19 protein-coding genes are annotated in these 17,304 nt (G+C 63.6%); 4 read left to right on the top strand and 15 right to left on the bottom strand.

Annotation, left to right across the window (positions count from 1 at the left end; translation table 11 throughout):
- Nucleotide 1: 1 nt before the first annotated feature.
- The 8 genes from V6B08_RS06660 to V6B08_RS06625 are packed head-to-tail and all read right to left on the bottom strand — an operon-like array spanning nucleotide 2 to nucleotide 8,336.
- Nucleotides 2-706 carry an ABC transporter ATP-binding protein gene (locus V6B08_RS06660; RefSeq protein WP_341978985.1) on the bottom strand — a complete coding sequence of 235 codons (705 nt, stop codon included), beginning with the start codon at nucleotides 704-706 and terminating at the stop codon, nucleotides 2-4.
- Nucleotides 693-1,460: an ABC transporter ATP-binding protein gene (locus V6B08_RS06655; protein WP_341978984.1), complete on the bottom strand. Its 768-nt coding sequence runs from the start codon at nucleotides 1,458-1,460 to the stop codon at nucleotides 693-695. The genes V6B08_RS06660 and V6B08_RS06655 overlap by 14 nt, the downstream gene beginning before the upstream one ends.
- Complete coding sequence (locus tag V6B08_RS06650; RefSeq protein WP_341978983.1) at nucleotides 1,457-2,413, bottom strand: branched-chain amino acid ABC transporter permease; 957 nt, start codon at nucleotides 2,411-2,413, stop codon at nucleotides 1,457-1,459. The genes V6B08_RS06655 and V6B08_RS06650 overlap by 4 nt, the downstream gene beginning before the upstream one ends.
- 4 nt (nucleotides 2,414-2,417) lie before the next feature.
- Nucleotides 2,418-3,302, bottom strand: a complete 885-nt coding sequence (locus V6B08_RS06645; RefSeq protein ID WP_341978982.1) for a branched-chain amino acid ABC transporter permease — start codon at nucleotides 3,300-3,302, stop codon at nucleotides 2,418-2,420.
- Between the two features lie 41 nt (nucleotides 3,303-3,343).
- Nucleotides 3,344-4,597, bottom strand: a complete 1,254-nt coding sequence (locus V6B08_RS06640) for an ABC transporter substrate-binding protein (RefSeq protein ID WP_341978981.1) — start codon at nucleotides 4,595-4,597, stop codon at nucleotides 3,344-3,346.
- Between the two features lie 33 nt (nucleotides 4,598-4,630).
- A complete protein-coding gene (locus V6B08_RS06635; protein WP_341978980.1) occupies nucleotides 4,631-7,024 on the bottom strand; it encodes a xanthine dehydrogenase family protein molybdopterin-binding subunit in 2,394 nt (797 codons plus the stop codon).
- Nucleotides 7,021-7,512 carry a (2Fe-2S)-binding protein gene (locus tag V6B08_RS06630; RefSeq protein ID WP_341978979.1) on the bottom strand — a complete coding sequence of 164 codons (492 nt, stop codon included), beginning with the start codon at nucleotides 7,510-7,512 and terminating at the stop codon, nucleotides 7,021-7,023. Before V6B08_RS06630 ends, V6B08_RS06635 begins: the two co-directional genes overlap by 4 nt.
- Nucleotides 7,509-8,336, bottom strand: a complete 828-nt coding sequence (locus tag V6B08_RS06625; RefSeq protein ID WP_341978978.1) for an FAD binding domain-containing protein — start codon at nucleotides 8,334-8,336, stop codon at nucleotides 7,509-7,511. Before V6B08_RS06625 ends, V6B08_RS06630 begins: the two co-directional genes overlap by 4 nt.
- 152 nt (nucleotides 8,337-8,488) lie before the next feature.
- On the opposite strand from V6B08_RS06625, the gene V6B08_RS06620 reads away from it, so the two are divergent.
- Both V6B08_RS06620 and V6B08_RS06615 read left to right on the top strand, forming a co-directional pair.
- Nucleotides 8,489-9,145 (top strand): TetR/AcrR family transcriptional regulator, encoded by a 657-nt coding sequence (locus tag V6B08_RS06620; RefSeq protein ID WP_341978977.1) that lies wholly within the window; start codon nucleotides 8,489-8,491, stop codon nucleotides 9,143-9,145.
- Between the two features lie 31 nt (nucleotides 9,146-9,176).
- Nucleotides 9,177-9,788, top strand: a complete 612-nt coding sequence (locus V6B08_RS06615) for a pyridoxamine 5'-phosphate oxidase family protein (protein ID WP_341978976.1) — start codon at nucleotides 9,177-9,179, stop codon at nucleotides 9,786-9,788.
- 7 nt (nucleotides 9,789-9,795) lie between these two features.
- Here V6B08_RS06615 and pcaD read toward each other — a convergent pair whose 3' ends face one another.
- The 5 genes from pcaD to pcaC are packed head-to-tail and all read right to left on the bottom strand — an operon-like array spanning nucleotide 9,796 to nucleotide 13,704.
- Nucleotides 9,796-10,575, bottom strand: coding sequence for a 3-oxoadipate enol-lactonase (gene pcaD / locus V6B08_RS06610; protein WP_341978975.1), 780 nt, complete (start codon nucleotides 10,573-10,575; stop codon nucleotides 9,796-9,798).
- Between the two features lie 2 nt (nucleotides 10,576-10,577).
- On the bottom strand, nucleotides 10,578-11,927 hold the full coding sequence (locus tag V6B08_RS06605; RefSeq protein WP_341978973.1) for a 3-carboxy-cis,cis-muconate cycloisomerase: 1,350 nt from the start codon (nucleotides 11,925-11,927) through the stop codon (nucleotides 10,578-10,580).
- Nucleotides 11,928-11,948: 21 nt separating this feature from the next.
- The gene (gene pcaG / locus V6B08_RS06600; RefSeq protein WP_341978972.1) at nucleotides 11,949-12,569 is read right to left on the bottom strand and encodes a protocatechuate 3,4-dioxygenase subunit alpha; all 621 of its coding nucleotides are present in this window, start codon (nucleotides 12,567-12,569) and stop codon (nucleotides 11,949-11,951) included.
- Nucleotides 12,570-12,571: 2 nt separating this feature from the next.
- Nucleotides 12,572-13,303: a protocatechuate 3,4-dioxygenase subunit beta gene (gene pcaH, locus V6B08_RS06595; protein ID WP_341978971.1), complete on the bottom strand. Its 732-nt coding sequence runs from the start codon at nucleotides 13,301-13,303 to the stop codon at nucleotides 12,572-12,574.
- A 5-nt stretch (nucleotides 13,304-13,308) separates the two neighbouring features.
- The gene (gene pcaC, locus V6B08_RS06590) at nucleotides 13,309-13,704 is read right to left on the bottom strand and encodes a 4-carboxymuconolactone decarboxylase (RefSeq protein ID WP_341978970.1); all 396 of its coding nucleotides are present in this window, start codon (nucleotides 13,702-13,704) and stop codon (nucleotides 13,309-13,311) included.
- Nucleotides 13,705-13,810: 106 nt separating this feature from the next.
- On the opposite strand from pcaC, the gene pcaQ reads away from it, so the two are divergent.
- Nucleotides 13,811-14,728, top strand: coding sequence for a pca operon transcription factor PcaQ (gene pcaQ / locus V6B08_RS06585; RefSeq protein ID WP_341978969.1), 918 nt, complete (start codon nucleotides 13,811-13,813; stop codon nucleotides 14,726-14,728).
- Nucleotides 14,729-14,799: 71 nt separating this feature from the next.
- A complete protein-coding gene (gene copM / locus V6B08_RS06580) occupies nucleotides 14,800-15,165 on the top strand; it encodes a CopM family metallochaperone (protein ID WP_341978968.1) in 366 nt (121 codons plus the stop codon).
- A gap of 2 nt (nucleotides 15,166-15,167) precedes the next feature.
- Here copM and gltX read toward each other — a convergent pair whose 3' ends face one another.
- Both gltX and V6B08_RS06570 read right to left on the bottom strand, forming a co-directional pair.
- A complete protein-coding gene (gene gltX, locus V6B08_RS06575; RefSeq protein WP_341978967.1) occupies nucleotides 15,168-16,661 on the bottom strand; it encodes a glutamate--tRNA ligase in 1,494 nt (497 codons plus the stop codon).
- Nucleotides 16,662-16,735: 74 nt separating this feature from the next.
- Complete coding sequence (locus V6B08_RS06570; RefSeq protein WP_341978965.1) at nucleotides 16,736-17,245, bottom strand: PAS domain-containing protein; 510 nt, start codon at nucleotides 17,243-17,245, stop codon at nucleotides 16,736-16,738.
- Nucleotides 17,246-17,304 lie beyond the last annotated feature (59 nt).

Below are 17,304 nucleotides of genomic sequence, written 5' to 3'. Positions count from 1 at the left end.
TCTATACGGCGCAGTAGCGCTCCTGCATCGCCTTGTCGGCCAGCAGGTTGGCGGCACTGTCCTGATGCACGATCACCCCTTGATCCATGATATAGGCGCGGTCGGACAGGCCGAGCGCCAGTTCCACATTCTGCTCCACCAGCAGAATGGTGGTGCCTTCCGCCTTCATGCGGCGGAAAAGATCGAACATCTCGTCCACCAGGATCGGCATGATGCCTTCGGACGGCTCATCCAGCAGGATCATCTTCGGCTTTGCCATCATGGCGCGGGCAATGGCCAGCATCTGCTGCTCGCCGCCCGACATGGTGATGGCTTCCTGCTGCAGCCGCTGCTTCAGACGCGGAAAGGTTTCGGCGATGAAATCGATCATGCGCCGCTCTTCCGCACGGTTGGCGGCAACGATGATGCCAAGCCGCAGATTCTCCTCCACCGTCAGGCCCGGCACGATACGCCGCTCTTCCGGCACATAGGCAAGGCCACGATGGAAGCGGCGATGCGCCGGATCCGCCAATATCTCCGCGCCATCGAACTGCACGCTGCCCTGGCGCTTGGCGACCAGCCCCATGATGGTGCGCAGGGTGGTGGTCTTGCCGGCGCCGTTGCGGCCAATCAAGGTGACGATTTCGCCCTTGCCAACTTCCAGGCTGACACCCTGCAGGATATGGCTGGGGCCATACCAGGCCGAGAGATTCTCAAGCCGCAGCATGGCCACCGCTCCTGCCCTGGCCGAGATAGACGCGCTTCACATCGGCATTGTTCTGCACTTCCGCCGGCGTGCCATCGGCCAGCAGCTCGCCATGATGCAGTACCACGATACGCTCGCAGATGCCCATCACCAGCTTCATCTTGTGTTCCACCAGGATCACCGTGCGGTCGCCGGCCAGGCGCTGGATCAGGTCCATCATGGTGCGGGTTTCTTCCGGCGACATGCCGGCGGTCGGCTCGTCCAGCAGCAGCAGCTTCGGCTCGGCGGCCAAGGCCATGCCCATTTCCAGCGCGCGCTGTTCGCCATGGGCCATGTCCTGCGCCGGGCGGTCGGCATGCTGTGCCAGGCCGACAAGGGACAGCAATTCATGCGCGCGCTGGTTCACTTCCTCGTAAGCCTGACGCGGACGCCACAAGCCAAAGCGAACATGGCTTGCCTGCACCGCCACGCGCACATTCTCGAAGGCCGTGAGCTTGGGGAAGACATTGGTGATCTGGAATGACTTGGCGATGCCGATGCGGGCGAATTCATGCTGCGGCAGCCCGGTGATGTCGCGGCCATCATAGGTCAGTGTGCCCTGGCTCGGCGGGAAGGCGCCTGAGAGCACATTGAAGTATGTGCTCTTGCCGGCGCCGTTCGGTCCGATGATGGCGGAAAGCTTGCCGCGCTCGAAGGATACCGACACGTCATTCAGCGCCAGGAATTTGCCGAAATATTTCGAGACACCCTGGGTGGCGAGGATGATGTCGCTCATCGCGGCCTCCCCAGCGCCAGGAAAGTACCCCAGATGCCCTTGGGCAGGAACAGCACGAAGACCACGAACACCGCGCCGAGCACAAGCTGCCAATGCGAGGTCAGCGTGGTGAGCACATCTTCCAAAAGCAGAAACGCGGCCGCCCCCACGAACGGCCCGAAGAAAGTGCCCATGCCGCCGAGCAGGGCCATCATCACCACCTGGCCCGAGGTGAGATAATGCAGCGTCTCGATCGGCACGATGGAGAGGTGCAGCGCCTTCAGCGCCCCGGCGAGGCCGCAGAAGGCACCCGAGAGCACGAAGGCAACGAACTTGGTGCGCGCCACGTCATAGCCACAGGCGCGCGCCCGGTTCTCGTTCTCGCGGATCGCCTCCAGCACGGCGCCAAAGGGCGAGGCCAGGATGCGCGAGAACACCCACACCGCCGCCAGCACGAAAACCACCACGACGTAATACTTAACCGTCGGGTTGAGGAAATTCACCTCGAAACCAAGAATACCGATCTTGGCCAGATTGATGCCACGCAGGCCATTCTCGCCGCCGGTAAGGCCCACGGCCTGATAGAAGATGTAGTAGACGCATTGCGACAGTGCCAATGTGACCATGGCAAAGTAGATGCCGCGGGTGCGGATGGCGAGGAAGCCCATCAGCACGGCGAAGAATACCGAGAGCAGCACGCCGATCAGAATGGCGCCGAACCACGGCACGCCGAAATGCACCAGGGCAATGCCGCAGCCATAGGCACCGGAACCGAGGAAGGCGGCATGGCCGAAGGAAAGCAGCCCGGTATAGCCGAACAGCAGGTTGAAGCCGAGCGCATAGAGCCCGAGGATCAGGATGTTCACCGCCAATGCCTCATAGGGCATCAGCCAGGGGAACAGCAGCAGGAAAGCAGCCACCAGAGCGACACGGTGGCGACTGCCGAATTGCATGAGCGGAGCGAACGAGGCCATCGGATCAGCTCATCAGGCCAGGGCGGCCGAACAGGCCCTGGGGCCGCACCAGCAGCACCAAAGCCATCAGCGCGAAGATCGAGACCTTCGCCATTTCCGGGGCGAACAGCGAGGTCATGGCAACGACAATGCCGACCAGCAGACCGGCCACCACGGCACCGACCAGCGACCCCATGCCGCCGACCACGGTGACAACGAAGGCTTCGGCCAGCACCGGGATGCCCATTTCCGGCGTCACCGCCTGCAGGGGCGCCGCCAGGATGCCGGACAGGCCGGCGATGCCGGTGCCGAGGCCGAAGACCAGCAACCAGATTTTCGACACATCGATGCCAAGCACGCGCACGATTTCGGGATCGCGCGCACCGGCACGGATGATCAGGCCGTATTTGGTCTTTTCGATGAACAGCCACAGACCCAGCACGATCACCGCCGTCGCGATGATCAGGAACAGGCGGTAGAGCGGGAAATAGCCGATGCCGAGATCGACCGCACCGCGCAGGCCCGCTGGTGTGCTGAACGGAATGCCATTCAGACCGAAAAGAATGCGCACGGTCTCGACGAAGATATAGCCGAGGCCGAAGGTGAGCAGCAGCGGGTCGTCGATATTGCGGCCATAAAGCGGCCGCACCAGGAAACGCTCGACTACCAGGCCGAGCAGGCCGATACCGAGCGGCACCAGCACCAGGCAGACCCAGAAATTCTTGGTCAGGCCATAGAGGAAGACGCCGAGATAGGCGCCGCCCATGAAGAAGGCGCCATGGGCGAAATTCACTACCGTGAGCATGCCGAAGATCAGCGACAGGCCGATCGCCAGCAAGACGAAAATGGAACCGAGCGCCACGCCGGTGACGATTTGCAACAGCAAAAGATCGAGGGTTAAACCACCCATTGTCACCCCATTACACCAGCGTGGCGCGCGGCCTTGCTTTTTTAAGCCTTGTGGCCGAGATCGGCGCAGGAACGCAGATTGGCTTCGGCCGGCTGCTCGATAGACACGATGTTGAACACGTCGTTCTTGTCCTTCATGTCCTTGCTCTTGGACTCGATGACCAGAACCGACTGCACCGACTGATGGTCGCAGCCGCGATAATACTGCGGGCCCTTGTAGAAGTCATACTTCAGGGCGCGCATCGCCTCGATCACCTTGTCGGTATCGGTGGTGCCGGCATTCTTCACCGCCGTCAGCACCGTGCGCACGCCGGCATAGCCGAGCGCGCCGTAATCGGACGGCACCGCGCCGCCATGGGCCGCACGGAACTTGTCATTGAACGCCTTGGCGGTCGGCACGGTGTCTTCCAGGCGCCAGTAATAGGAGGTGCCGCCGACCACGCCCTCGAAGCTCTCCGAACCGCCAGCAACGCGGGCGGTGTAGAGCAGCACCGGAGCGATGATCTTGATCTTCTCCTTGATACCGAACTCGGTCGCCTGCTTCACGGCATTGACCTGATCGCGGCCGAAATTGCAGATACAGAGGATATCCGGGCGCAGCGACTGGATACGCGGCAGGAAGGCCGAGTAATCGGCAGCGCCGATCGGATGGCGGATATCGGCCAGCGTCTGGGCGCCGACCGCCTTGCCGACGGTTTCGAAGCCACGCACCATTTCATGGCCATAGGCATAATCGGCGGTGAGATAGACCACCTTCTTACCGAACTTGTTGAAGGCATAGCGGCCGACAGCGCCGGCAGTCATATGCGGGTTCAACGCCTCATGGAAGGTGAACTTGCTCCAGTCCTTCGCCTCGTTGATCGCATCCGACTGGCTGATCGAGTTGAAGATGACGCCACGTTCCTTGGTGACATTATTGATCGAGAGCTGCACGGCGGCCGAGAGCGAGCCGACGATGTAGTTCACCTTGTCCTTCTCGATCAGTTCGAGCGTGCGGGTGGCCGCCTCGCCCGGGTTGAGCTTGTCGTCGCGCACCAGCAGTTCTGCCATGCGGCCCTGGAAGCCGCCGGCATCGTTGAATTCCTTGATGGCGATTTCGGCGGCGCGCACCTGGTCCTGCGCCTCGGCACCGAAGGCGCCGGTGAGCGGGGTGGGGAAGCCGATCTTGATGCTGCCGGCCTGGGCGCGGGCGATGTTGAACAGGCTGGGGGTGAAAGCGGCGAGCGCCGCACCGCCTGCCGTGGCAGAGAGGACGCGGCGGCGGCTGATGCCAGTCTTGATCTTGCTGTTGCTCATTGTTTCCTCCTGGTTGTTCTTATTTTGCGTTAACTATTCGGCGGCCGCTTGCACCCGGCCCAAGGCTTGAAGAATCCGCTCCGGCGTGAAGGGCTGCGCCAGCACGCGGGCATTGAAGGGATGCAGGGCATCATTGATGGCATTCATCACCACGGCTGGCGCACCGGCGGTGCCGGCCTCGCCCGCGCCCTTGGCGCCAAGTTCAGATGAACGGGTCGGCGAGACCACATGGCCGACTTCGATATCCGGCATCTCACCAGCCATCGGCACCAGATAGTCGATCATCGAGCCATTCACGAGCTGGCCGCGATCATCGTAGATACATTCCTCGAAAAGCGCCGCGCCAAGACCCTGCACCACACCGCCGCGCACCTGTTCGTCGACCAGCTGCGGGTTGATGATGGTGCCACAATCCTCGACGCACCAATGCTTCAGCAGCTTCACGAAGCCGGTATCGGTGTCCACTTCGAGATAGCTGGCCTGGATGCCATTGGTGAAAACGAAGGGGAAATCCTTCTGCACATAATGGCGCGTCACCACGAATTCTGGCTGCAACCCCTTGGGCAGCGTATCCGGGCGGAAATAAGCAACACGGCCCAGTTCATCCAGCGCCAGGCGTTCAGCGCCGGTATCGGCATCGACGATCTTGCCCATGCGCAGGTCCAGGGTTTCTGGCGCCGCCTGCAGCATGGCGCCGGCAACAACAAGGATATTCTGCTTCAGTGCCTTGCCGGCCTGGAGCGCCGCTTCGCCGCCGATGCCGGCGCCGCGTGAGGCCCAGGTGCCGCCACCATAGGGCGTGATCTCGGTATCGCCGGTGATCACCCGCACCTTGGCGATATCGACGCCGACAGCGGTCGCCGCCACCTGAGCAATGATCGCTTCGGTGCCCTGGCCCTGTTCGGTGACGCCAGTGGCGCACGTAATCGTGCCGGTGGGATCGAGGCGGATCGTGCAGCCATCCTGCGAGGAGATTCGCGCGCCGCCGACACCGTAGAAGGCAGCGGAAGGATTGGTCACCTCGATGAAGCTGGCAAAGCCGATGCCGCGATGAATGCCGCGCTTGCGCAGTTCCGCCTGCTCGGCCCGCAGCGCCTTGTAATCCATCATCGCTAGCAGCTTATCCAAAGCCGCATGATGCGAGAGGTCCTCGTAAGGCAGGCCGGCAAGGCCGGTATAGGGATAAGCGTCGTCCGGGATCAGATTGCGGCGGCGGAGTTCCACCGGGTCCATGCCCAGTTTCTGCGCAGCTAGATCAACCAGGCCTTCGGTGACCGCGCAAGCGATGGGATGGCCGACCGCGCGGTACTGGCACATCACATTCTTGTTCTGGAACACCACTTCCGCCTTGGCGCGGTAATTCTTGTGCTTGTAGGGCCCGCCGATCAGGTTCACCACCTGATTGGCCTCGATGGCGCTAGTGCGCGGATAAACCGAATAAGGACCGATGCCGGTGCGGTCATCGATCTCGAAGGCCAGGATGTCGCCCTCCTTGGATACCGCGATGCGGCCCTTGATGCGGTGATCCCGGGCATGAATGTCGGTGACGAAGGATTCCAGCCGGTCGGCGATGAACTTCACCGGCCGCTTCAGCAGCACCGCCAGCGCAGCGGTCGCCATCTCGTCGGCATAGACATGCACCTTGATGCCGAAAGAACCGCCGATATCCTTGCAGATCACTCGCACATCCGCTTCGTCCAGGCTGAGGTGCTTGGCGAGCAGATTCTGGATCATGTGCGGCGCTTGCGTCGCGTGGTAGGCAACCAGCTTGCCCTCGCCGGGCTGGAAATCCGCCAGGATGGCGCGCGGCTCAAGGCAAACACCGGTATGACGGCCGGTATGGAAGGTTTCCTCCACCACCAGATGCGCGGCAGCAAAGGCGGCATCGGGGTCGCCAACGGTCAGTTCGCGGCGGAAAGCCAGGTTGTCGCCGAGTTCAGGGTGGATCACCACGCCATCGGCATCCAACGCCTTTTCCATATCGACGGCAGCGGGCAGTTCCTCCCAGTCGACGAAGACATGCTCGGCGGCATCCTCGGCCTGGGCGCGGGTTTCCGCTACCACGGCGGCCACCGCCTCGCCCTGCCAGCAGGCGCGGTCAATCGCGATGGCATGCTGCGGCGCCGATTTCAGGCCCTTCAGATGCGTCAACACGCCGACCCAGGGCGTGATGACCTTAGCCAACTCGGCGCCGGTGACCACCGCCACCACGCCCGGCATGGCCTGGGCAGCGGCGCGGTCGATCTCCTTGATCCGGGCATGGGCATGCGGGCTGCGTACGAACACCACATGCAGCATGCGCGGCAGCACGATATCGTCGATGAAGGTGCCACGGCCCTGCAGCAGCTTCTTGGCATTCGGACGCGGCACGGTGCGGCCTATATAGCTGTTCGGCCGGTCGAAGATGGAAAGCGGTTCGCTGCTCATGCGGCGCCTCCCTTGCGCCGCTGCTCGGCGACATCAACAATAGCATCGACAATGGCGTGATAACCGGTGCAGCGGCAGTAATTGCCTGACATATGCTCGCGCACCTGTTCGCGGCTTGGATCAGGGCAGCGTTCCAGCAGTTCGGCCGCCGAGGCCAGCATGCCGGGCGTGCAGAAGCCACATTGCAAGGCATTGTGGCGGTGAAACGAATCCTGCAGGTCGGCAATGGCGCCGCTGTCGCTCAGGCCCTCGATGGTCTCGATGCTGCAGCCATCGGCCTGCGCCGCCAGCAGCAGGCAGCCGCGCAGCGCGACGCCATCGACGCGAATGGTGCAGGCGCCGCAGACGCCATGTTCGCAGCCGAGATGCGAACCGGTAAGACCGAGTTCGATGCGCAGGAAATCCACCAGATGCATGCGCGCTGCCACGCGACGCTGCACGCGCTGGCCATTCACGGTCAAGGTGATGTCGTGCTGATCCATGCTCATGCCTTGCTTAAGGCTGCGGCGGCGCGGCGCAACAGCACGCCGGCCAGATGCCGCTTGGTTTCAGGGCGGGCATTGAGGTCGCCATCGGGCTCAAGTTCGCCTTGCAGGGCAGCCACCGCGCCATCGACATCGCCGCGCAGCAGCGCCGCAGCAGCCTTGGGCGTGCTGATCGGACGGTCGCCCACGGCGAAATAGACCAGGTTCAGCCAATCAGCTTCAGCGGCGGCGGCCAGACCGACCACGGCATAATCGCCATGGCGCCGTGCCAGTTCGTTGAAGGCGCAGCGGTGATCGGCAGCGGCTTTCGGGATCTCGATGGTGCGCAGGATTTCACCGGGCTGCAGCGCGGTCGTGAACAGGCCATGGAAGAAATCGGCCGCAGCGACGCGGCGTTCGCTGCCCCTGCCCTGCACGACGAAAGTGGCGCGCAGCGCCACCATGCAGGCCGGCAGTTCTGCGGCCGGATCGGCGAAGCAGAGGCTGCCGCCGATGGTGCCACGGTTGCGGATCGCCGAATGGGCGATATGCGGCATGGCAGCGGAAACCAGCGGCGCATGGCGTGCCACCAGGGCGGAGGTTTCCACCGCCACATGGCGGGTCATGGCGCCGATCACCAGATGGGTGGCGGTTTCGGTGATGCCGCCCAGGTCGGTGAGGCCGTTGAGGTCGATCAGGATGCCGGGGCTGGACAGCCGCAGATTGAGCGACGGCATCAGGCTCTGGCCGCCGGCCAGCAGGCGCGCGTCGTCGCCATGCTGTTCCAGCAGGTCAAAGACCTGGCCGAGGTCACGCGCCTTTACGTAACCGAATGATGGGGCTTTCACCGGTTTCCTCCTCTGGCCCCGTTGTGTATGTAGGTCACGGGTTACCATTGCCGGGCTACCTGCCCGTTAGCAGGAAGGTTGGCAGGCAGCCCGGGGAGGTGTCAAGCTAATTTATCGCGTGCTAATTACAATACCATCCCGAGGGAGAGCGTATGCCTGCCGCAAAACCGTCCAAGCGCCAACGACTTTCGCCGGAAGAACGCGAAAAACAGATCGTGCGCGCGGCGATCCATTTTTTTGCTGAGGTCGGCTTCGACGGCCAGACGCGGGAGCTGGCAAAGCGGCTCGGCGTCACTCAGCCTTTGCTCTACCGCTACTTCCCGACCAAGCAGGACCTGATCGACCGGGTTTATGAGGAAGTCTATCTCACCCGCTGGAAGCCGGAATGGGAGGATTGGATCAAGGACCGCAGCCAGCCGGTGATCGCGCGGCTGAAACGCTTCTATCACGACTATTATCCGGTGATCGTCGACTACGAATGGCTGCGCATCTTCTTCCAGGCCGGCATGCGCAATGTCGGCTTCAACCGCCGCTACCTGGCCTTGGTGCGCGAGCATATCTTCATCAGCCTGTGTGCCGAGATGCGCCATGAATTCGGCCTTCCCGGCCCCGACAAGGTGCCGGTGAGCGCGCCAGAATTGGAACTCTACTGGGGCCTGCATGGCGCCATCATCTATGACGGCATCCGCAAGTACATCTACGGCCTGGATGTGCCACCCGGCGAGATGCAGACCACGGACGCAAAGATCGAGACATTCATCGGTGGCCTGAAACCGATCCTGGAGCGCGTGCTTGCCGAGACGGCTTAAGGGCGTAAGCTGACGCCTCATGGAGGATCGCATGAGCATCATCACCAGCGTGGCTGAACTGGAAAAGCTTTACGGCGAGGCACAGGAAACTTCGACCGCCAAGGAAGTGGATTACATCACGCCACATTACCGGCGGTTCATCGAAGCCTCGCCCTTCGTGGTGCTGGCGACAAGCGGCCCGGAAGGCCTGGATGCCTCGCCGCGCGGCGACAAGGCCGGATTCGTGCGGATCCAGGATGATCGCACCCTGCTGCTGCCTGACCGGCGCGGCAACAACCGCGTCGATTCCTTGCGCAACATCGTGCGCGATCCCCGCGTCGGCCTGCTATTCCTGATCCCTGGCTCCGGCACTACCTTGCGGGTGAATGGCCGTGGCGCGCTCAGTATCGATCCGGCCTTGCTGGAAAGCTTCGCAGTGGAGGAGAAAGCACCGCGTTCGGTGCTGGTGCTGCAGGTGGAGAGCGTCTATTTCCAGTGCGCCCGCGCCATCATGCGCTCGGAACTGTGGAATCCGGAGCGCCATGTCGATCCCAAGAGCCTGCCGACAGCGGGCCAGATCCTGGCCGGCATCACCGCCGGCCGTGTCGGCGGCGAGCCATACGACAAGGCCTGGCCGGAACGTGCCAAAGCCTCCATGTGGTAACCGGCCACTAAGAGCTAAGGAATTCCAGCAGCAGTTTGGTGACGGCGCCGGCCGCCTCGACATTGCCGATATGCGCAGCCTCCACCTTCTCGCAGCGCGCGCCCTTGATGCCAGCGGCAATCGCCTCGCCATGGGCCGGCGGCGTTGAGAGGTCATGCAGACCGGCAATCACCAAGGTCGGCGTGGCGATGCGGCCGAGCTGACCCCGCAGGTCCATGTCGCGCACGGCGGCGGCTGCCGCGCAATAGCCATCCTTCGGCATGCCCAGCAGCATCTTGCGAAAGCGCTCGATCTCATCCGGCCGGCTCTTGTGAAAGGCCGGCGTGAACCAGCGCTCCAGCACACCCTCCACCACCGCGCCCAAGCCCTGGGCCTGGATCGCCGCGATGCGCTGGTTCCACATGTCGGGATTGCCGATATGCGCCGAGGTGAAGCAGGGCACCACCTTCTCCACCCGCGCCGGCGCGTTGATCGCCAGCCATTGCGCCGTCATGCCACCGAGCGACACACCGGCAACATGCGCCTTGGCGATGCCGAGATGATCGAGCAGAGCCACGGCATCGCGGCCCAGTTGATCCAGCGTATAGGGTCCCGGCGTCGCGGCGGAACCGCCATGGCCACGCGTATCGTAGCGCAGCAGGCGGAAACGCTGGCTCAACGGGCTGACCTGCGGCTCCCACAGCGACAGATCGGTGCCAAGCGAATTCGACAACAGCAGCACCGGTGCCGCCTCCGGCCCATCCAGGCGATAATTCAGGCTGACATCGGCAAGCTGCGCCACGGCCATGGTCAACGTCCTTTCACCTTCTGCCGCAGGGCGGCGGCAATGAACTTGTCGCTGGCGCCAAGGTAGCGCAGGGGATCGAACACGCGCTTGAGCGCGGCACGGTCGAGATGCACTGCCGCTTCCGGCATGGCAGCAAGAATATCAGGCAACGGCCTGGATTCCGCCACGGCACGGCGGCTGGCATCACTCACCAGCTTATGCGCCGCCGCCTTGCCAATCGCCTGGCCAAGCGCGATGGAAGCGGCCTCCGCCAGCACCAGACCGTTCGAGGCATCGAGATTGCGCCGCATGCGCTTAGGATCGACTTCCAGGCCTTCGATGGTTTCGGCCATGGCGCTGAGCGAACCGGCAACCAGACCAAGCAATTCGGGCAGCACCTGCCATTCCGCCTGCCAGCCACCCAGGCCGCGCTCATGCTCTTGCGGCATTGCCGCGAAAAGCGTGGCAAGCAGGCCCGGCACGCGCGCCGCATTGGCCAGTACGGCGGCGCAGGCCACCGGGTTGCGCTTCTGCGGCATCGCTGAGGAACCACCCTTGCCGGCACCCGCCGGCTCGAATACTTCCGCCACTTCGCTTTGCATCAGCAGCGAGATATCGCGCGCCATCTTGCCGAGATTGCCGCTGAGCAGCCCGCCCCAGGCGGCGAGTTCGACGACACGGTCGCGCTGGCTGTGCCAGGGCAGTTCCGGCAGGCCGAGATGCAGTTCACGCGCCAATTTCGCCGCCACGGCAGGGCCCTTGGTGCCAAGTGAGGCGAGCGTGCCGGCAGCACCGCCGAATTGCAGCACCAGCAGGCGGGGCTTGAATTCATGCAACCGCTGACGGTCGCGGCGGAGTGCCGACAGCCAGCCGGCGGCCTTGAGGCCGAAACTCACCGGCACTGCCTGCTGTAGCCAGGTGCGCCCCACCATCACGCTTTTCGCATGACGCCGCGCCAGTTTGGCTAAGCTACGGTCGAGCCGCGCCATGTCGGCTTCCAGCAGCGCCAGCGCCACGCGCAGTTGCAGCATCAGGCCGCTGTCGATGATGTCCTGGCTGGTGGCTCCCCAATGCACCCAGGCCGCCGCCTTCGGCGCGGCATCGGCTACGCGGGCGGTGAGCGCCGCCACCATGGGGATGGCGAGATTGCCGGCCTGGCGCCCGGCACGGCCAAGCGCCGCGAGGTCGAACAGGGCAGCATCGCAGGCCGTGGCTATCGGCTTCACGGCTTCCGCCGGAATCACGCCCGCCGCTGCTTCGGCGCGTGCCAGTGCCGCCTCCACATCCAGCATGGCCTGCAGGCGGGTGGAGGGCGCGAACACCGCCGCCATGTCTGGCGTGGTGAAGAGGCTGTCGAGCGGATCGCTGGTCATGATGCTGCGATCATGCCTGCTTCAGGCGTCGAAGAACACCGTTTCGCCCGGCCCCTGCAGGCGGATGTCGAAACGGTAGACCGCCACGCCATCGCGCACCGAACGCTCGGCCACCAGGGTTTTGCGCCGCTCGGGGTTTTCCACCAGGTTCAGCACCGGATCCTTGGCATTGGCTTCCGCCTCATCGGCGAAATAGGCCCGGGTATGCAGCCCCACATTGATGCCGCGCGCGGCGATCCACAGCGTCACATGCGGCGCCATGGCGCGGCCCTGCCAGAAGCCGCCGGCATCGGCGATGGTACCGGGCTTGATCGTCTCGAAACGGTAGAGCCCGGTCTTGAAATCGGTGCCGGTGCGGGCCCAGCCACGGAAATCGGCCTTGCCATCGCCATCATGGGGGTGGCTGTAGCGGCCCTTGGCATCGGCCTGCCAGATTTCCAGCAGTGCATCCTTCACCTGGGCGCCAACGCCATCCAGCACTTGGCCCTCGATGATGATGCGCTCGCCCGGCACGCCCGGCGGCGCCACCACATTGGTGAAATTGTTCTGGAAGATATCGAAACCGGCCTGGCGCGGGATCAGGCCGATATGCACGTAGGGACCACCGGTCTGCGACGCGGTTTCCTTCAGGTAGCTCACCATGATCAGGCGCCCTTATTCTCGAAATAGGTGGCGCGGCGGCCACGCAGCACGATGTCGAAACGATAGGCCAGGCTGTCCAGCGGCAGCGAGGCATTGAGGTCCAATGGTGCCACCAGGCGCTGGCGCGACGCGGCGTCGGGAATGCCGCCAAGCATGGCGCAAAGCGGGATCAGTGGATCGCCCTCGAAATACATCTGGGTGATCAGGCGCTGGATGAAGCCCTGGCCATAGACCGAGAAATGGATATGCGCCGGGCGCCAGTCATTCACGCCGTTGCGCCACGGATAGGGGCCGGGCTTGATGGTGCGGAAGTAATAACGTCCCTCGGCATCGGTCAGCGCGCGACCGCAGCCGCCGAAATTCGGATCGATGGCCGCGATGTAGGTGTCGTTGGCATGGCGGTAACGGCCGCCGGCATTGGCCTGCCAGAATTCCACCAGGATATTCGGCACCGGCCGGGCATTCTCGTCCAGCACCTGACCATGCACGATGATGCGCTCGCCGATCGGCTCGCCGGTCTTGGCATAGTTGCGGATCAGGTCGTTATCCAGCAGGCCGATCTCGTCCTGGCCGAACAGCGGCCCGGTCATTTCCGAGATGGTCGGCTGCAGCGAGAGCAGCGGCAGGCGCGGCGAGCGCGCGAAGCTGGTCTTGTAGCCCGGCGTGAAGGCCGGCGGATGGATGCTCTTGTCGCGTTCGTAGAACGGCCCGCGCTGTTCAAAAGTCTTGTCCATGGTCCCTACTCTTTCCCCTCCACTGCCGCCATCTCGGCCAGCGTCTTCTTCACAATCTTGATCGCACTGTTGGCGGCCGGCACCCCAGCATAGACCGCCACATGCAGCATGGCTTCGCGCAGATCCTCCGGCGTGGCACCGGTATTGGCAGTGGCGCGCACATGCATCGCCACTTCCTCATCATGGCCCATGGCCGCCAGCAGCGCGATGGTGACGATGGAACGCTGGCGCGGCGTCCATTGCTGGCGCGCCCAGAGCGAACCCCAGGCGCCTTCGGTGATGAAACGCTGGAAGTCGTTATCGAACTCGGTCTTGTTGGCTTCGGCACGGTCGACATGGGCATTGCCCAATACTCGGCGACGGATCGCCATCCCGGCATCGTAGCGGCTCTGCTCCGCCATGTTTTTCTCCCTCATGCGACTTCAGTCTGGGAGTATCATGCCGAAAAATCACATGTAAAATGATATTTTGGCATTTTATCATGCCTAAAACGATATATAAGAGCCTATGCTCGACCCACGCATCAAGCTTCGCCATCTCGCCTGCTTCCTGGAAGTGACGGCACAGAAGAGTTTCGGCAAGGCCGCCCGCAGCCTCAGCCTGACCCAGCCGGCGGTTTCCAAGGCGATTGCCGAACTGGAAGCCATCCTGGGCACGCCACTGCTCGAGCGCAGCCGGCGCGGCGTTTTCCTCACTGCCAGTGGCGAGGTATTCCGCCGCTATGCCGGCACCGCCTTCGCCGCCCTGAAAGAAGGCCTGGACAGTGTTGGCCGCGCCGAGCGCGATGGCGGCACCACTATTTCCATCGGCGCCCTGCCAACAGTGGCGACCCGCCTGGTGCCGGCGGCGGTGATCGCTGCCAAGGCCGAGGGCCTGCGCGCCACCATCCGCGTCCTCACCGGTCCGAATGACTATCTGCTCGGGCGGCTGAAGGAAGGCAGCCTGGATATCGTGGTCGGCCGGCTGTCCGATCCGGCGATGATGCAGGGCCTGGCCTTCGAGCCGCTCTATTCCGAGGAAATCGTGTTCGTGGTGCGCCAGGGCCATCCTTTGCAACACCGGAGTTCCGTCACCCTGCATGACATTGCTGCCTATACCGTGCTGTTCCCGATCCAGGGCTCGATCATCCGGCCCGATGTCGAACGCCTGATGCTGGGCCATGGCCTGACAGCGTTGCCCGACACGATCGAGACCGTGTCGCCGAGTTTCGGCCGGCGCTACACCCGCATGTCGGATGCGGTATGGATCATCTCGCGCGGCGTGGTGCTGGACGACCTGGAGGAAGGCCAGCTCGCCCTGCTGCCGGTGAGCATCGACCGGCCGACCGGTGCCGTCGGCATCACCACGCGTTTCGACACCCTGCCGCGCGCGGCACTGAACCGCCTGCGCGAGACGCTCCGCCGCCTGGCTGCGGAATTGCCCTGAATAAGGCTTGACCTTCCCACTGTGGCAAACCGCAAGCTTTGCGGCATCGCCACTATCTGGACTTGAAAGCCATGAAGAAGCTGCTGCTCTCCCTGCTCGTCATCACTCTTGCCCTTCCAGCCTGGGCGCAGCATGCCGGCCATGGTTCCCATGCCCCCGCTCCGGCTGCCCCGCGCATGGAATCGCCGGCAACCAAGGCTTACCGCGCTGCCAATGACCGCATGCACCGCGACATGGATATCGCCTTCAGCGGCGATGCCGATACCGATTTCCTGAAGGGCATGATCCCGCATCACCAGGGCGCCATCGACATGGCCCGCGTGGTGCTGCAATTCGGCAAGGACCCGGAAATCCGCAAACTGGCGGAAGGCATCATCAAGGCGCAGGAAACCGAGATTGCCCAGATGCGCCAGTGGCTGAAGCAGCGCGGGCAGTAAGCCTATTCCTCGGCTGAGGCTTCCTCAGCCAGCAGCTTGGCCCATTCCTTGGCTTCCTTTGACGAGACGCCGCCGACCACGGTGAGCGAGCGGCGCAGGCGTTCCCGCACCACATCGCGACCCAGCAGCTCCATACTGTCAAACAGCGGCAGCGACTGGGCGCTGCCGGTGATGGCGACGTAGAACGGGCGCACCAGATCACGGAACTTCACGCCGGCCTTGTCGGCGATGAAGCGCAACGTCTTGTCGATGGCGCCGGCTTCCCAGGAAACCAGCTTGTCGAATTCCCACAGGCCGAACTGGAACACCTGGCGAAGCTGCGTCTCGTTCAGCTTGTTGTCGCGCAAGGCTGCTTCCGGCGTATCGAGCACCCCGGCGAACATGAAGCCGGCCAGGGGCCCAAGATCGGAGAGCCGGGTGATGCGGCTCTGCGCCAGCTTGGCGATGCTGAGCTGACGCTCCGGCTGGAAGGCCCAGGCGGCGACGCGTTCGATCAGCTGCTCCGGCGTCAGGCGTTCGCGGATGTAGCGGCTGTTCAGCCAGTTCAGCTTCTCGGTATCGAAAACCGGGCCGCCGAGCGAGATGTGGTCTGGCGCGAATTCGGCAACCAACTGGTCCAGGCTGCGCATCTCCTCGCCTTCCGCCACCGAGAGGGTGAGCAGGCCGAGGAAGTTCAGCAGCGCTTCCGGCAGGTAGCCCATGCGCTGATAGAACAGAATACCCGTGGGATTCTTGCGCTTCGACAGCTTGCTGCGATCCGGGTTGCGCAATAGCGGCAGGTGGCAGATTTCCGGCATCTGCCAGCCGAAATACTTGTAGAGCAACTGATGCTTCGGCGCCGAGGAAATCCATTCCTCGCCGCGCATCACATGGGTGATGCCCATCAGGTGGTCGTCCACCACATTGGCCAGATGATAGGTCGGCATGCCATCCGACTTCATCAGCACCTGCATGTCGACCTTCGACCACTCGATCTCGATTGCACCGCGGCGCATATCGTTGATGACACTGACGCCCTCGGTCGGCACCTTCATGCGCACCACATGCGGCTCGCCGGCCGCCATCTTGGCGCGCACATCGGCATCGCTGAGATGCTGGCAGCGGCCGTCATAGCGCGGCTGCTCGCCGCGCTTGCGCTGTTCATCACGCATGGCATCCAGGGTCTGCGTGGTGCAGAAGCAGCGGAAGGCATGGCCTTCTTTCAGCAGATGATCGCAATGCTGCTGGTAGATCGCGCCGCGCTCGCTCTGGCGATAGGGGCCATGCGGACCACCGACATCCGGGCCTTCGTCCCAGCTCAGGCCCAGCCAGCGCAGGGCCTCCAGGATGACGCGCTCGGATTCCAGCGTCGAACGCACCCGGTCGGTATCCTCGATGCGCAGCAAGAACTGGCCGCCATGCTGCTTGGCGAAGCAGTAGTTGATCAGCGCGATATAGGCCGTGCCGACATGGGGGTCGCCGGTGGGCGACGGGGCAACACGGGTGCGGACGGTCATGGCGGAAATCCTTAAAGACGCGAAAACGGCGCGAAGATAGGTCCGCCAGCCCCTCGAATCAACGCCTACAAGACCTAGAGGAAGGCGACGCAGGAAATGATGTGATCTACGGTCTGGCCATCCTCGGCCAGCGGGCAATGTACCCGCGACATAACGTAGATGCGTTCCTTGCGGAAGGCGGTGGTGGCGGGACCTTCCAGGAATTGCGGCACCCGATGTTCCACCACCCAGGAATAATTGGCATAGGCCGAGCCCGCCAGGTTGATCATCGCCGAGCCACCCACCCGCTTGCCGGTCATGTTGCCGAGCAGCGCGATGACCTCTTCGCCGATGATGCGGTATTCGAAATCCGGTGGGTCGCGATGCACCTTCAGCAGCAGGAGGGTGGAGAGGAAACGGCCCATCAGCAGCGGGTCCATTGCCGCCTTGGTCGGCAGCCCCCCAGGCGGGCAACGGCTCAGCCAGAGATGATAGAAATCCAGCACATGCTGGTTGCTGAGAATGGCCGGATCGGTACCAGTGCGGGCCTGCCCGGCGGCACCGGGCGCTGCTGCTGGCGGTCCGGGGGGAGAAGCATCTGTCACGCGGCGCAACCCAGGAACAGGAGTGGCATGGCTAAACCATCCATACCACCCCTGGCCGA

Source organism: Ferrovibrio sp. MS7, from assembly GCF_038404985.1.
Classification (GTDB): domain Bacteria; phylum Pseudomonadota; class Alphaproteobacteria; order Ferrovibrionales; family Ferrovibrionaceae; genus Ferrovibrio; species Ferrovibrio plantarum.
The sequence above is the reverse complement of the archived record's forward strand: the minus strand, read 5'-3'. Positions and strand labels throughout refer to the sequence as shown.